Genomic DNA, 14,395 nt, shown 5'->3' with positions numbered 1-14,395 from the left:
TGAAGACGCGCAAAGGCCGGCTGAAAAGCCGGCCTTTTCTTCTTGCGCCAGACCATGGCGCGATTTTGCAAAGTCGTTCATCTGGCGTTCAACAAACAAATGCCGCGGAACAGCCAATGTTCCGGAACAACTCAAATCTCCTTTCGTTGTCGGCGCGGGCAATGACGCAGAGAAACACCTGAGGAGAATTTCGATGTTGAACCGCTTTATGATCTCGGTTGCCGCAGCTGCACTCGTCGCGGGCACCGGTCTGGCGAACGCACAGGGTACCATGGGCCGCGACAGCGGTGGCGGCACCGGTGGCGCGCAGATGCAGCAATCGCAGCCTTCCGGCGGCGGCGCCGAGCGCGGTGGCGCGATGGGTCGCGATTCGATGAGTCAGGATAAGGGCACGGTCGGCCAGTCCGGCGGCGCCAACCGCGCCTCCGAAGACAAGTCCGGCGCGATGAAGGATGAGCGGCCTTCCGGCGGCGCAATGAACAAGAACGCAGCTGAAGAAAAGGCCGGCACCAAGGGACAGCGCACCGATGATCGTGCGCAGGGCCAGATGGACAAGTCCCAGCAGGACAAGTCCAAGAGCATGACCCAGGACACCAGCAAGGACGGCATGAAGTCCGGCAAGGACCAGAAGGACATGAAGGCTGAGGGCGCCAAGAGCGGCACCTCGACCAACAGCGCAGAGACCCAGAAGGGCACCGGCACGACCACGAACCAGAACGCACAGGGCCAGAGCTCGTCCTCAACCACGGTCGGACAGGCCGGGGCCGCTGCCAAGCTTTCGACCGAACAGCGGACGCAGATCACGTCGGTGATACGCGAGCAGCGCGTGCAGCCCGTGACCAACGTCAACTTCTCGATCTCGGTCGGCACACGCGTACCGCGCGAGGGCATCACGTTTCACGCCCTGCCGTCCCGGGTCGTGACCATCTATCCGGAGTGGCGGACCTACCGATACATCCTGGTCCGCGATGAGATCGTGATCGTCAATCCCGACACCTACGAGATCGTGGCGATCCTGAACGTCTAAGGCCGGACACCGGCGACCCCTGGGGGCGGGCAGCGATGCCCGCCCCCTTTGCATGCGGCGGCAGCCCATGCTTCGGACTGGTTAACAAGCAATTTCCGTAGTTTCCGCACAGGTTTTTGCGCACTGGATGAGGTGCCTGAACCCGTCCCTCAGGCCCTTCAAGGCTTCCCCTCACGCGCTTTGTTACCTATAACCCCGCCACGCCGAAGCACCTCTTCCGGGATTGGAATGGCCGAACCTGCAACCGACACGATCCTCGTCCTGAACGGGCCGAACCTCAACATGCTGGGGACGCGCGAGCCCGACAAGTACGGCCACGGGACGCTGGCCGACGTCGAGGTGCTGTGCCGGGAGGCGGCGGCGACGTTCGGCCTCAAGGTCGATTGCCGCCAGTCCAACCGCGAGGGCGAATTGATCGACTTCATCCACGAGGCGCATCGGCGCGGGATGAAAGGCATCGTCATCAATGCCGGCGGCTATTCCCACACATCGATCGCGCTGCACGACGCGCTGCTCGCGGTGCAGATTCCCGCGGTCGAAGTGCACGTGACCAACATCCACGCCCGCGAGAGCTTTCGTCATCACTCCTACACCGCGCGCGCGGCCTTCGCCTCGCTCTGCGGTTTCGGCATCGAGGGCTACCGCCTCGCCATTCAGGGCCTTGCCGCCAAGCTCGGCATCAAGCCCAACGCCTGACGCTCCCTTCCAACAGAACATTCGGATCAAACAACATGGCGCGCCAGCCAGACGACAAAGCAGCCGCAAAGTTTTCCAGCGAGGATTCCGCGCTCGTTCGCGAGCTTGCCTTGCTGCTCGATGAAACCAGCCTCACCGAGATCGAGATCGAACGGGCGGGCCTGCGCCTGCGCGTCGCCCGCAACATCAGCGTCGCCGCGACCATGCCGATGCCGGTGGCAGCCGCTCCCGCCGCGCTTCCGGCGACGGCAGGCGCCGCCGCGCCCGCCAGTGCTGCGGCCGACATGTCGAAGCACCCCGGCGCCGTGATCTCGCCGATGGTCGGCACGGCATACTGGGCGCCTGAGCCCGGCGCAAAGCCGTTCATCGACGTCGGCACCAAGGTCTCGGTCGGCCAGACGCTGCTCATCATCGAAGCCATGAAGACGATGAACCAGATTCCCTCGCCGCGCGCCGGCACGGTGACGCAGATCCTGGTCGAGGACGGCCAGCCGGTCGAGTACGGCGAGCCGCTCGTGATCATTGAGTAAGCGAATGGGGAATGGCGAATAGCGAACGGTCCAGCCCTTCCCTACTCGCCATTCGCCACTCGCCATTCGCTACTTCGCCCCCGAGGCACCATGTTCGACAAGATCCTCATAGCCAATCGCGGCGAGATCGCCCTTCGCATCCTCAGGGCCTGCAAGGAGCTCGGGATCGCGACCGTGGCCGTGCACTCCACCGCCGACGCCGATGCCATGCATGTGCGCCTGTCGGATGAGAGCGTGTGCATTGGGCCGCCACCGTCCAAGGACAGCTATCTCAACGTGCCCGCGCTGCTCGCGGCCTGCGAGATCACGGGCGCCGACGCCGTGCATCCCGGCTACGGCTTCCTGTCGGAGAACGCGCGCTTTGCGGAGATTCTCGAAGAGCACAACCTGCATTTCATCGGCCCGAAGGCCGAGCACATCCGCCTGATGGGCGACAAGATCGAAGCCAAGAAGACCGCCAAGCGCCTCGGCATCCCCGTGGTGCCCGGCTCCGACGGCGCGGTCGGTCCCGATGACGACGCGATGGCGATCGCGAAGGCGATCGGCTTCCCGGTGCTGGTCAAGGCGGCGGCCGGCGGCGGCGGCCGCGGCATGAAGGTTGCCCACAGCGAGGCCGACCTCCTGGTGGCCTTGTCGACGGCGGCCAACGAGGCCAAGTCCGCCTTCGGCGATGCCTCCGTCTACCTCGAAAAGTACCTCCAGAAGCCGCGCCACATCGAGATCCAGATCCTCGGCGACGGCCGTGGCGGCGCGATCCATCTCGGCGAGCGCGACTGCTCGCTGCAGCGCCGCCACCAGAAGGTCTGGGAAGAAGGCCCCTCGCCCGTCCTCGACGCCGCCGCACGGGCCAGGATCGGCGAGACCTGCGCGAAAGCGATGCGCGAGATGAAATATCTCGGCGTCGGCACCATCGAGTTCCTGTTCGAGGACGGCGAGTTCTACTTCATCGAGATGAACACCCGCATCCAGGTCGAGCATCCCGTCACCGAGAGCATCACCGACATCGACCTCGTGCTGGAGCAAATTCGCATCGCCGCGGGCGGGGATCTGCCGGCCAGGCAGGACGAAGTCCAGGTCATCGGCCACGCGATCGAATGCCGCATCAACGCCGAGAATCCGCAGACCTTCCGCCCCTCACCGGGCCGGATCCTGCAATATCACCCGCCTGGCGGCTTGGGCGTGCGGATCGATTCCGCCGTCTACCAGGGGTACACGATCCCGCCCTATTACGATTCCCTCGTCGGCAAGCTGATCGTGCACGGCAAGACCCGCGCCGAATGCCTGATGCGGCTGCGCCGGGCGCTGGACGAGATGGTGGTCGAGGGTATCGAGACCACGCTGCCGCTATTCCGGGCGCTGGTGCGCGAGGACGACATCATCAACGGCGACTACCACATCCACTGGCTGGAACAGTATCTGGCCGGCAAGGAACCCGCCGCCAAATAATCTGCCGGCCGTGGAACCCTTTGGCCCCTCTCGCGTTCTGGACGGTCGGGGCCAGTTCCAAGGGGGCGTTTTGAACTTCACTGAACTTAGACAGGTGAACCGTCGTGACGGCTGAAGCCCTCCGGCGGCGGGCGTTTTGGCAGGTCCTGCTGTTCGCGGCGGGCCTTCTGGTGCTGACCGTGATCAGCGCCGGCTCCGTCTATCTCGTCAACAAGGCCAGAGACGACAACAGATGGGTCGTCCACACCATCGAGGCCCAGAACCGTATCAACGCCCTGCTGCTGGAAATCCGGCGCGCGGAAAGTGCAGCTCGGGGTTTCCTCCTGACCCAGGGCGCGAATTTCAAGGCCGACCATGAGAAGGCCGTGGCGGCGATCGTCCCCGCGCTCGACAAACTCACCCGACTGACCGGCGACAATCCGGCGCAACGCCAAAACATCGAAAAGCTGAGCACCGCGATCGAGACCCGGCTGGGCCAGTTTGCGCAAGAGATGGAATTCATCGGCCAGGGCCAGCCGGAGAAGGCCGTAGATGTGGTGCGCGAAGCCGCCTCCACCGACACCACGGCCGCGATTGCCAGAGTCGCCACGAACATGCTCCAGGAAGAGGAGCGGCTGTTTCGTCTGCGCTCGACCAACGCGGATCACAGCCAAACCCTGGCGGCGTCGATGACGGGCGTCGGCTCCGGTCTGGTCGTGCTGCTCGCGCTGATTTCGATCTGGCTGGTGCGGCGCTCCGCGCGCGCCCGCGACGAGGCCGAAACGCGCTTGCGCGATGCCAACGTCAATCTGGAGGCCATCGTCGACGAACGCACGGCGGATTTGCGCGAAGCCAATGACGAGATCCAGCGCTTTGCCTATATCGTCAGCCATGATCTGCGCTCGCCGCTCGTCAACATCATGGGCTTCACCAGCGAGCTCGAGGAGCTCGGCGGCGACATCTTCCGGCGGATCGGCAGCCTCGCTCACGTCTCTGCGGAGGGAGCCCCGCTGGCCCCCGCCGGGCCGGGCGAGATCGCGCTCGAAGGCGCCGACAAGCAGCTGTCGGAAGATTTTTCCGAAGCACTCGGCTTCATCAAGACGTCGATCGCCAAGATGGACCGGCTGATCTCGGCCATCCTCAATCTCACCCGCGAGGGCCGGCGCGAATTCCAGCCCGTGAAGATCGACACGCGCGAGCTGATCGAGGCCATCGTCTCGACGCTGGCGCACCAGGCGGCCGAGGCACAGGCCGAGATCCACCTCGAGCCCCTGCCGAACCTCGTGAGCGACCGTCTCGCCCTCGAACAGATCTTCTCCAACCTGATCGACAATGCGGTCAAATATCTCAAGCCCGGCGTGCCCGGGGAGATCAGAATCCGCGGGCGCACCAAGCTCGGCTACGCTATCTTCGAGATCAGCGACAACGGCCGCGGGATCGATCCGAAGGATCACCAGCGGATATTCGACCTGTTCCGCCGCGCGGGAACCCAGGACAAGCCTGGCCAGGGCATCGGCCTTGCGCATGTGCGTGCACTTGTGCGTCGCCTCGGCGGCACCATGTCGGTATCATCGGAACTGAACGCGGGCAGCACCTTCACGATCACGCTGCCGATCGCCTGGAATGTGAGCAACCGGAACACGGATCGATGACCCAGCCTGTCACCATCATCATGATCGAGGACGACGAGGGCCACGCCCGCCTGATCGAGCGCAATATCCGCCGCTCCGGCGTCAACAACGAGATCGTCTCCTTCCAGAACGGCACGGACGCGATGATGCACCTGTTCGGTGCCGACGGCTCCGGGCTGGTCCAGAAGGGCAATGCGCTCCTGATCCTGCTCGATCTCAACCTCCCCGACATGACCGGGATCGACATCCTGAAGCAGATCAAGGAAAACAAATATCTGAAGGCCTCGCCCGTGGTGGTGCTGACCACCACCGACGACTCCCAGGAAATCAAGCGCTGCTACGAGCTGGGCTGCAACGTCTACATCACCAAGCCGGTCAATTACGAGAATTTCGCCAATGCCATCCGGCAGCTCGGCCTGTTCTTCTCGGTCATCCAGGTCCCGCCCGCCGCCTCATGAACCAGCACACACCGACACTGCTCTACATCGACGACGACGCCGCGCTGGCGCGCCTGGTCGACCGCGGCCTGACGCGGCGCGGCTACAGGGTCGTTCACGCCGCGAGCGGCGAGGAAGGCCTGGAGCGCATCCGCAACGCGCAGGCGAGCGGCGGCATCGACGTCGTGGCGCTCGACCAGTACATGCCGGGCCTCGACGGGCTGGAGACGCTCGAGCAGATCATGGCGATCCCGGACGCGCCGCCGGTCGTATTCGTCACCGCCTCGCAGGATTCCAGCATCGCGGTGACCGCGCTGAAGGCCGGAGCGGCCGACTATCTGGTGAAGGACGTCCAGGGCGACTTCATCCCGCTCCTCCACGTCGCCGCCGAAGGCGCGTTGCGTCAGGCCGAGTTGCAGAGGGCACGCGAGGAAGCCGAAGCCGAGATCCACGCCTCGCGCGATCGCTACGCGGCGCTCGCCGCCGAACGCGAGCTCTTGCTGCGGGAGGTCAACCACCGCGTCGGCAACTCGCTCCAGATCATCGCCTCGCTGCTACACCTCCAGGCGAGTTCCGCCGCGCAGGACGAGGTCAAGGCGGCGCTGACCAATGCGATGGGCCGGGTCGCCGCGGTCGCGCAGGTGCACCGCCGGCTCTACACCTCGCAGGACCTCAAGAGCGTGGTCCTGAACCAGTACCTGGACTCGCTGCTCGAGGATCTCCGCCGCTCCGCCGAAGGCAACCGCATGTCGCGCCTGACGCTGAAGGCCGAGCCGATCGAGATCGATCCGGACCGCGCGGTCGCCGTCGGCATCGTCGTCAATGAGCTGGTGATGAACGCGGTGAAATACGCCTATCCCGACGGCGCCGGCCCGATCCATGTCGAGCTGGTCTCGCAGGGCGACGATCTCCTGCTCTCGATCACCGACGACGGCGTCGGCGACAACGTCAAGGCCGATCCGCGCTCCACCGGGATGGGCCAGCGCATCGTCGCGGCCATGGCCTCGAAGCTCGACGCTTCGGTCGAGCGCGATCCCGCGCATTCCGGAACCCGGATCGTCCTGAAGTTCGGCCGCCTGCCCGCCGTGCCCGGCAAGACCAGCACCGCCGCCGCGAGCTGACCTCGCGCCCTGCTGCGCCCATCGCAAGCGCAAGACGATCCTGCTATGGTCCGGGCCATGACTTCGCGCGACTCCGCCCCGTCTGAAATCACGCCGGCCGTGCTGCTGCGCGCCTATGCCTGCGGCATCTTCCCGATGGCGGAAAGCGCCGACGATCCGACCTTGTTCTGGGTCGAGCCGGAGCTGCGCGGCGTCATCCCGCTCGACGGGTTTCGCGTCGCTTCGCGACTCGCGCGCACCGTGCGTTCGGATCAGTTTCGCGTCACCGTCAACACCGCGTTCAAGGCGACGATCGCGGGCTGCGCCGCGCCGCAGGCCGGACGCGAGGACACCTGGATCAACAAGCGCATCCGCGACCTCTATGGCGGCCTCTTCGAGCTCGGCCATTGCCACAGCGTCGAAGCCTGGCAGGGTGACGACCTCGTCGGCGGGCTCTACGGCGTCAGCCTCGGACGTGCCTTTTTCGGCGAGAGCATGTTCCACACCGCGCGCGATGCCTCGAAGGTCGCGCTGGTGCATCTGGTCGCGCGGCTCATTCATGGCGGCTTCGAGCTGCTCGACACCCAATATGTCACCGATCATCTGAAGAGCTTTGGCGCGATCGAGATTTCGCGGCGACGCTACACGGCACTGCTCGACAAGGCGCTTGCAGGTGACCCCGGCGATTTCCTGAGGCTCTCGGCCGGCGAAGCCATCCCGGGCGCACGCGCGCTCGAGATCATCGCCTCACGGCAATGATATCTGACGCGGGATGAGATGATGCTTGATTGCGGCGGTCGGCTCCCTCTCCCGCAAGCAAGCGGGAGAGGTGAACGAGCTCGCGGCAATCGTCTTAACCTGAGACTATTCGCGCTTTACCGGCCGCCGAACCCGGGGATACCGAACAGACCTGGCCGCTGCTCCGGCGGCGGAGGCGGCGGCGGTGCCGGTTGCTGCTGCTGGATCGGCGGCAGAGGTTGCGGCGGACGCTGCTGCACGGCCTGCTTGGGCGCGGCCTTCTTCTGCGCGGGCGGCGGCGGTGCGGGCTTGGTTGAAGGATCGGGCGCCGCGGTCGCTATCGTCTGCTGCGGCTCTTTGCAGTCGGTGAGCCAGATGTCGTAGATCGGGTGCTCGACGCCGTGCAGGCCGGGGCTTGCTGCGTACATCCAGCCCGAGAAGATGCGCTTCACCTCGCCCTGCAAGGTGATCTCGTCGACCTCGACGAAGGCATCGGTGTTGGCCGCCTCCGTCGCCGGGCGCGTGTAGCAGGCGTCCGTCTTGACGCGGAGCGCGCCGAACTGGACGGTCTCGCCGATCTCCTCGTCGAAATTGATGATGCGCCCGGTGATCTTGTCGAGGCCCGAGAAAGTGGCCTTCTTGTTCACGATCTTCTGGGCCGGCGGCTCGGTCACGACCTCGTCGCCCGGCTGCAGGCTCGCCGGCGTCTGCGGAACCGCGCCCGGCGCGCCCTTCTGCTGGGGCTGACGCTGACCGGGCGCACCCGGGGCGCCTTGCGGTCCGGGCGGAGCGATCGCGGCGGACGGCGGCTGGTTCGGCGGTGCGACGCTCGAACCCGGCGGCGGCGCCAGGGGCTGGGTCTCGACCGGACCCGGCATCACGTTACCCTGCCGGCCGGGAGGCGGCAGCATCGGACGCGACGGCAGCACGCGGCCCTGCGGCGGCAGCTCCGGCACCTCTTCGTCGTCGTCGGGAATCTGCTGCGGCTGCGGCTGACCGCGCGGAATGCTGCCGGGCGGCCGAAGCGGCGGCGGATCCGAAAAGATCGTGCCGATCTGCGCCTGAGCCGGCGTCGCAACCGTCAGTCCGGTGGCGGCCAAAAGCGCCGCAAGACCTGTCAGGGTAATTGTTCGAAACATATCTCGCGCGGCTTCAACAGCGAATCGGGCTCGTTGGACATTCTACAGGGGATACCGCCGCTCGCAGGCCATCCGGTTAACACGCCGAATACGGCGGGGGAAGGGCGGCATCCCTGCCCTTCCCCGCGCGGTCTGGCCAGACGGGCGCCTGGATGGGATAGTCAAAAGCCCCTCCCCTGGGCGAAGTCGGCCGTCGCCTCCCCAAAAATGACACCAACTGGAAACCCCCAAGGTCCCACATTCATGCCCGTTGTGCTCGATCCCGATGCCGCCGCCGTCTACAAGGCCTTCCAGGAAGCCGGCCGCCCCGCCTACGAGACGCTGACGGCGGACGAGGCACGCGCCTATTACGCGCAGGCGCGCTTTGCCACCAACCCCGAACCGCCGGAGCTCGCCCGCATCGCGCCGCTGGCCATCCCGGCGCCGCACGGCACGATTCCAGCCCGCATCTATGTTCCGAACGAACTGCGCCGGCGCGACGGCCTGTCGCCGGCACTGGTGTTCTTCCACGGCGGCGGCTGGGTCATCGGCGATCTCGACTCCCACGACGTCGTCTGCCGCCAGCTTGCCGTTGCAGGCGCGTTGATCGTGGTCTCGGTCGACTACCGCCTCGCCCCCGAGCACAAGTTTCCCGCCGCCGCCGAGGACGCCATCGCCGCAACCCAATGGGTCGCCGCGAACGCGCGCGAGCTCGGCATCGACGCCGCGCGCCTTGCGATCGGCGGAGACAGCGCCGGCGGCAATCTCACCGCGGTCGTGGCGCTCGCCGCCCGTGACGCTGGCGGCCCCGCCATCGCGGGCCAGGTGTTGGTCTATCCGGCGACCGATTTCGCCATGACCCACGGCTCCCACAGCGAGCCCGAGACCAGCGTGCTGCTGACGCATTCGGTGATCCGCTGGTTCCGCGATCACTATCTCAACGGCGCCGCCGACATCCACGACTGGCGCGCCTCGCCTGCGCGCGCGGCGAGCCTCATCGGACTCCCGCCGGCCTACGTGCTGACTGCCGGCGCCGATCCCTTGCGCGACGAAGGCGATGAATATGCCGCGCGCCTGAAGCAGGCAGGAGTGCCTGTCACGACCAAGCACTATCCCGGCCAATTCCACGGCTTCTTCACGATGGGCAAGCTGTTGCCACAGGCCAACGTCGCTATCGGCGAGATCGGCGCGTGGCTGAAGGGACTGGGCTGAGCCGCAGCACCGCATGGCTTCCCGTGTCCAAACCATCGTCGCCCTCCCGCTGCGCGTCCTGAACTGGCTTGGCAGCCAGGGCACCCGCGCGGTGGCCGCTGTCGTGTTCATCGCGGCTGCGGTGCCACCGCTCGGCGCATTGCTGCGTCCCTATCTCACCGAGGCAATCCTCTGCCTGCTGTGCATCTCCTTCATGCGGGTCGATCTGGCCGCCCTCTACAGCCATCTGCGCCGACCGGCGCTGGTTGCAACGGCGACGGTCTGGACCACGATCGGCGTGCCGCTGATCGTCGGAGTGATCGCGCACGCAACCGGGCTCACGGCTCGCGCGCCTGCGCTTTCGCTCGCACTGATGCTCCAGAGCATGGCCTCACCGATGATGGCCTCCCCCGCCCTCGCCGCGCTGATGGGTCTCGATGCCACTCTCGTGCTGATCACGCTGGTGACATCGACCGCGCTGGTACCGTTCACGGCCTCGATCTTCGCGGGCCTCTTCCTCGGCGACACGCTGAGCATCACGCCGCTGACGCTGGGCCTGAAACTGCTCGGCATCCTCGCAGCCTCGCTGCTGGCCGCAACGGCCATCCGATGGATGTTCGGCGCGGAGGCGATCCAGCGTCACAAGACGCCGATCGACGGTCTCAACATCATCATCCTCTTCATCTTCGCGGCCGCGATCATGGGTGATGTCGTGAGCGACCTCCTCGCACAGCCGCTATTCACCATCAGCCTCGCGGCCCTGTCCTTCGCGATCTATTTCACCCTGCTCGCCGTCACCACGCTCCTGTTCCGCCGCATCGGCACCGAGCGCGCACTGGCGCTCGGGCTGATGGTGTCACAGCGCAATCTCGGCCTGATGCTGGCGGCGACGGCCGGCGCGTTGCCGCCCGCCACCTGGCTCTATTTCGCGATGACGCAGTTTCCGATTCATCTCGCGCCCTACATGCTGATGCCGATCGCACGGCGCCTGACCGCGCGCGCAGATGCATCCGTCCGCGTGCCGGCAAGCGGCGCCACATAGGCATCCTCATCAATTCGGGAATATCGCCCCGAGCCCGGCTGTTCCCTCATTTGCACCGACGCAGTCGAGGAACATCAATTCGGCGATCCCGTTGAAACCTCTCACCGCAAGGAGGTTCGCGATGAAGTTTGCCACAATTCTGGTTCTCGGCTCGCTCGCCATGGCCTCGGCAGCAAGAGCGGATCAACCCGGACCTGACTGGATGCCGATGGAGCAAGTGAAGGCCAAGGTCATGGAATCAGGCTATTCGCAGGTGACCAAGCTTGAAGCCGACGACGGCCAGTGGGAGGGCGAAGGCGTCAAGAACGGACAGAAGATGGAATTCCATGCCGACCCCAAGACCGGCGTCATCGTGCGCGAAAAGCCGGATCGCTAGGCATCATCGATCTCGGCTTTGCACGCGGACTTAGCCATTCCGCGACGCGCTCCGCGCTCAAGAGCACACACCATACCCTGCCCGCGCCGCCCGCCGCAGCGCCTGCGGCGGCTGACCGAAGGCACGGATGAAGGCGCGCCGCATTCGCTCGGGGTCGCGGAAGCCGGTCGTTTCCGCCACGAGCTCGATCGCCTCGCGCGAGGACTGCACGCGTTCGCGCGCGACTTCGAGCCGCAACCGCTCGATGGCCTTGGATGGCGTGGTGCCGGTCTCGGCCGCAAAGGCGCGGGCAAAGTGCCGCGCGCTCATGCCGGCACGATCGGCGAGGTCCTCCACCGTCAACGGCGCATCGAGGTTTTCGCGCGCCCAGGACAACAGCGTGCCGAAGCGTCCGTTCGGCGCCTTCAACTCCAGCAGCGATGAGAACTGCGACTGCCCGCCGCTGCGGCGGTGATAGAGCACGAGCTGGCGCGCGGTCTCTTGCGCGATCTCCTCGCCATGATCCTCGGTGACCATCGCCAGCGCGAGATCGATGCCGGCCGTGATGCCCGCCGACGTCCACACATTGCCGTCGCGGGTGAAAATGTGATCAGGCTCGAACTTCACCTTCGGATAGCGCGCGACGAAATCGCGGGTACGGCCCCAATGGGTGGTGGCGCGGCGGCCATCGAGCAGGCCCGCCTCGGCCAGCACATAGGCGCCAGAGCAGACGCTGGCGACGCGCACGCCGCGCCGCGCCAGGCGCTGCACGAAAGCGCGCGTGACCTCGCAGCGCGCGGCGTCGGCAACGCCGATGCCGCCGGCCACGACCAGCGTCGTGATCGCGTTCGCCGCCTTGAGATCGCGCGCCATCATCTCGACGCCCGACGAACTCCGCACCAGTCCCGGCTTCGCCGCCAGCACGCGAATGCCGGGCGCCTTGCCGGTGCAGCGCGCCGCGACCTCGAACGCCGAGATCGGGCCTGCCGCATCGAGCAGCTGGAAATCAGGGAAGATCAGGATGCCGATCATGGGCTGTGTCCGAAAGAGAGGTTATGTCCGAAAGTGAGGGAATTATGCCATTTCGGACAGGAGGGCACCATGCCATCCTGCCGGCGTCAAGCTCGCAATTGGAGATCTCCCGATGTCGTCACCGCTCCAGATCGGAATCCTGGTGTTTCCGCGCGTCACCCAGCTCGACTTCACCGGCCCCCTGCAGGTGTTCGCCATGGTTCCCGGCGCGCAGCTGCATCTGATCTGGAAGCGGATCGAACCGGTGCCGAGCGATTCCGTCCTGACGCTGACGCCGACCACGACCTTCGCGGACTGCCCGCAACTCGACGTGATCTGCGTGCCCGGCGGCAGCGGCACCAACGACCTGCTCAACGACGAGGAGGTGCTCGACTTCCTGCGCCGGCAGGCCGCCGGTGCCAGGTACGTCACCTCGGTCTGCACCGGCTCGCTGGCGCTCGGCGCCGCCGGCCTCCTGAAGGGCTACCGCGCCGCCACCCATTGGAGCGCGATGGACATGCTCGCCCAGTTCGGCGCGACACCGACGAAGACGCGCGTCTGCATCGATCGCAACCGCATCACCGGCGGCGGCGTCACCGCCGGCATCGATTTCGCGTTGACGCTGGTGTCGATCATGGTCGATCGCACCACGGCGGAAGCGATCCAGCTCCAGATGGAATACAATCCGGCCCCGCCGTTCAATTCAGGCTCGCCCGAGACGGCACCGGCGGAAGTGCTGGCGTTGCTGAAGGAACGCGGCGCGCAGAACCAGACGCAACGCCTGGCAGCGGTCAAGCGCGCGGCTGAAAGGGTGAGCTAAAGCATGATCCGTGCAGCGGTTTTCCGAAAAGATCATGCTTAAACAACAACCTAAAGCGCGATGATGATTCATCCTAATCGCATTGCGCTTTAGACTCCGCTCCTGTCCCGGACGCGGTGCAGCGTGCAACGCTGCATCGCTGAGCCGGGGCACGGAAGCGTCTTTGAAACCCTCAAAGAATCTTTGAAACCCTCAAAGAAAAAGGCCGCTCGGTTTCCCAAGCGGCCCTTCCTGTCTCACGGCGGCTGCACATTCACATCGGGCGATTTCGGAACTTCCAGACCGGGGGCCTATCTCCCGATCGAGTCCTTACTCGGCGGCCGCTGCATCTCGGGACAGTCGCGAACTGTTGCCCGAACCGAACGCGATGGTCTCCCATCTCCGCAAGATGGGATCATTGAGCCGCATCGCCCGCATCAGTGCAACGTCCACGCACGCAGCATCCCCGCTCTTCCCGCTGTCCACAGGGGGGCGGCGCGGATGCATGTGCATCCGCTTCGGACAATGGCGGTTGGAGGCAGAAAAAAGGCTAGCCGGGCGTCCAGGGCTGGTAGTCGCCGGTCGCCTTCGGACGCTTGCCGCTGGCGAGCGTCGAGCCGGAGGGCCGATAGGCCTTCGCCGTGCCGGTGAGATTCGGCTGGTGCGGCTTTTCCCACTCGCGCGGCTGGTAGTTGGCCTCGGTCGGCGGCACGTCGACGACGTGATGAATCCAGCCGTGCCAGGACGGCGGAATCCGGCTCGCCTCGGCGTAGCCATTATAGACGACCCAGCGCCGCTCGAAGCCCAGCGTCGGATCGATCGCCCCACCGCGGGTGCGGTAGTAGAGATTGCCCTGCTCGTCCTGGCCGACCAGTTCGCCGTACCTCTTGGTCCAGAGTTGGGTGCCGAACGTCTGGCCGTTCCACCAGGTGAAGAACTTCAGGAAGAATTGTTTCATGCGGCAAAGGGCCCTGCTTCGTCCGGTCCTGATGCCATCCGGGCGGCAAAATGTCCAGTTCGCGGGCCGCGGTACCCTTCGCCGATGCGCTGCTGAGACATTCAGGGCCGCAAACTGGGCGCGATCCGTCCATGCCGGTAACAGTGTCCGCGCGCCAGCCTCAATTCGCACACCGGCGTGATCCTTTGGAACTCCTGCCCCCTCGTGGGGTTGCTTGCGGGAAAGGAGTTAAACCATGAACAGTTTGAAAGTTTTGAGCGCTGCCGCAGCGTTGGCACTCGTTCTACCCATGACCACGCCGAGCTTCGCGCAAGGGCCCGGCGGCGGCGGCCGGGGT

The 14,395-nt window shown here is 65.8% G+C and carries 14 protein-coding genes and 2 pseudogenes; 13 read left to right on the top strand and 3 right to left on the bottom strand.

Translation table 11 applies throughout. The annotated features are described in order from the left end of the window. Positions 1-193: 193 nt before the first annotated feature. The 8 genes from AX729_RS05850 to aat all read left to right on the top strand — a co-directional run bounded on the left by AX729_RS05850 (position 194) and on the right by aat (position 7,605). Positions 194-1,027: a DUF1236 domain-containing protein gene (locus AX729_RS05850; protein ID WP_061021009.1), complete on the top strand. Its 834-nt coding sequence runs from the start codon at positions 194-196 to the stop codon at positions 1,025-1,027. A 228-nt stretch (positions 1,028-1,255) separates the two neighbouring features. Next, the gene (aroQ, locus tag AX729_RS05845; protein WP_061021008.1) at positions 1,256-1,723 is read left to right on the top strand and encodes a type II 3-dehydroquinate dehydratase; all 468 of its coding nucleotides are present in this window, start codon (positions 1,256-1,258) and stop codon (positions 1,721-1,723) included. 35 nt (positions 1,724-1,758) lie between these two features. Next, a complete protein-coding gene (gene accB / locus AX729_RS05840) occupies positions 1,759-2,253 on the top strand; it encodes an acetyl-CoA carboxylase biotin carboxyl carrier protein (protein ID WP_061021006.1) in 495 nt (164 codons plus the stop codon). Between the two features lie 90 nt (positions 2,254-2,343). Then, the gene (accC, locus tag AX729_RS05835) at positions 2,344-3,699 is read left to right on the top strand and encodes an acetyl-CoA carboxylase biotin carboxylase subunit (RefSeq protein WP_061021004.1); all 1,356 of its coding nucleotides are present in this window, start codon (positions 2,344-2,346) and stop codon (positions 3,697-3,699) included. Positions 3,700-3,803: 104 nt separating this feature from the next. Continuing rightward, positions 3,804-5,330: a sensor histidine kinase gene (locus AX729_RS05830; protein WP_061021002.1), complete on the top strand. Its 1,527-nt coding sequence runs from the start codon at positions 3,804-3,806 to the stop codon at positions 5,328-5,330. Continuing rightward, positions 5,327-5,767, top strand: coding sequence for a response regulator (locus tag AX729_RS05825; protein WP_061021000.1), 441 nt, complete (start codon positions 5,327-5,329; stop codon positions 5,765-5,767). The genes AX729_RS05830 and AX729_RS05825 overlap by 4 nt, the downstream gene beginning before the upstream one ends. Then, complete coding sequence (locus AX729_RS05820; RefSeq protein WP_061020998.1) at positions 5,764-6,867, top strand: sensor histidine kinase; 1,104 nt, start codon at positions 5,764-5,766, stop codon at positions 6,865-6,867. The genes AX729_RS05825 and AX729_RS05820 overlap by 4 nt, the downstream gene beginning before the upstream one ends. 57 nt (positions 6,868-6,924) lie before the next feature. Further along, positions 6,925-7,605 (top strand): leucyl/phenylalanyl-tRNA--protein transferase, encoded by a 681-nt coding sequence (gene aat / locus AX729_RS05815; RefSeq protein WP_061021052.1) that lies wholly within the window; start codon positions 6,925-6,927, stop codon positions 7,603-7,605. Between the two features lie 116 nt (positions 7,606-7,721). On the opposite strand, the pseudogene AX729_RS41490 reads toward aat, so the two are convergent. Continuing rightward, positions 7,722-8,764: pseudogene (locus tag AX729_RS41490) on the bottom strand (DUF2155 domain-containing protein). A 202-nt stretch (positions 8,765-8,966) separates the two neighbouring features. On the opposite strand from AX729_RS41490, the gene lipP1 reads away from it, so the two are divergent. The 3 genes from lipP1 to AX729_RS05795 all read left to right on the top strand — a co-directional run bounded on the left by lipP1 (position 8,967) and on the right by AX729_RS05795 (position 11,311). Next, positions 8,967-9,914: a LipP1 family hormone-sensitive lipase gene (gene lipP1 / locus AX729_RS05805; RefSeq protein WP_061020994.1), complete on the top strand. Its 948-nt coding sequence runs from the start codon at positions 8,967-8,969 to the stop codon at positions 9,912-9,914. Between the two features lie 13 nt (positions 9,915-9,927). Beyond that, the gene (locus AX729_RS05800) at positions 9,928-10,935 is read left to right on the top strand and encodes a hypothetical protein (RefSeq protein WP_061020992.1); all 1,008 of its coding nucleotides are present in this window, start codon (positions 9,928-9,930) and stop codon (positions 10,933-10,935) included. A gap of 121 nt (positions 10,936-11,056) precedes the next feature. Then, positions 11,057-11,311, top strand: a complete 255-nt coding sequence (locus tag AX729_RS05795; RefSeq protein WP_061020990.1) for a PepSY domain-containing protein — start codon at positions 11,057-11,059, stop codon at positions 11,309-11,311. A gap of 57 nt (positions 11,312-11,368) precedes the next feature. Here AX729_RS05795 and AX729_RS05790 read toward each other — a convergent pair whose 3' ends face one another. Then, complete coding sequence (locus tag AX729_RS05790; RefSeq protein WP_061020988.1) at positions 11,369-12,322, bottom strand: GlxA family transcriptional regulator; 954 nt, start codon at positions 12,320-12,322, stop codon at positions 11,369-11,371. Between the two features lie 112 nt (positions 12,323-12,434). Between AX729_RS05790 and AX729_RS05785 the strand changes: the two genes are divergently transcribed. Continuing rightward, entirely contained in the window at positions 12,435-13,121 is a 687-nt protein-coding gene (locus tag AX729_RS05785) for a DJ-1/PfpI family protein (protein ID WP_061020986.1), read from the top strand. Between the two features lie 529 nt (positions 13,122-13,650). Here AX729_RS05785 and AX729_RS05775 read toward each other — a convergent pair. After that, the gene (locus AX729_RS05775; protein ID WP_028136688.1) at positions 13,651-14,058 is read right to left on the bottom strand and encodes an NADH:ubiquinone oxidoreductase subunit NDUFA12; all 408 of its coding nucleotides are present in this window, start codon (positions 14,056-14,058) and stop codon (positions 13,651-13,653) included. A 235-nt stretch (positions 14,059-14,293) separates the two neighbouring features. Here AX729_RS05775 and AX729_RS41025 point away from each other — a divergent pair. Continuing rightward, a pseudogene (locus tag AX729_RS41025) lies at positions 14,294-14,395 on the top strand (BA14K family protein); the annotation flags it as partial.

This window comes from Bradyrhizobium sp. CCH5-F6 (assembly GCF_001556045.1).
Lineage (GTDB): Bacteria > Pseudomonadota > Alphaproteobacteria > Rhizobiales > Xanthobacteraceae > Bradyrhizobium.
This window is presented reverse-complemented; position numbering and strand designations above follow the sequence as displayed.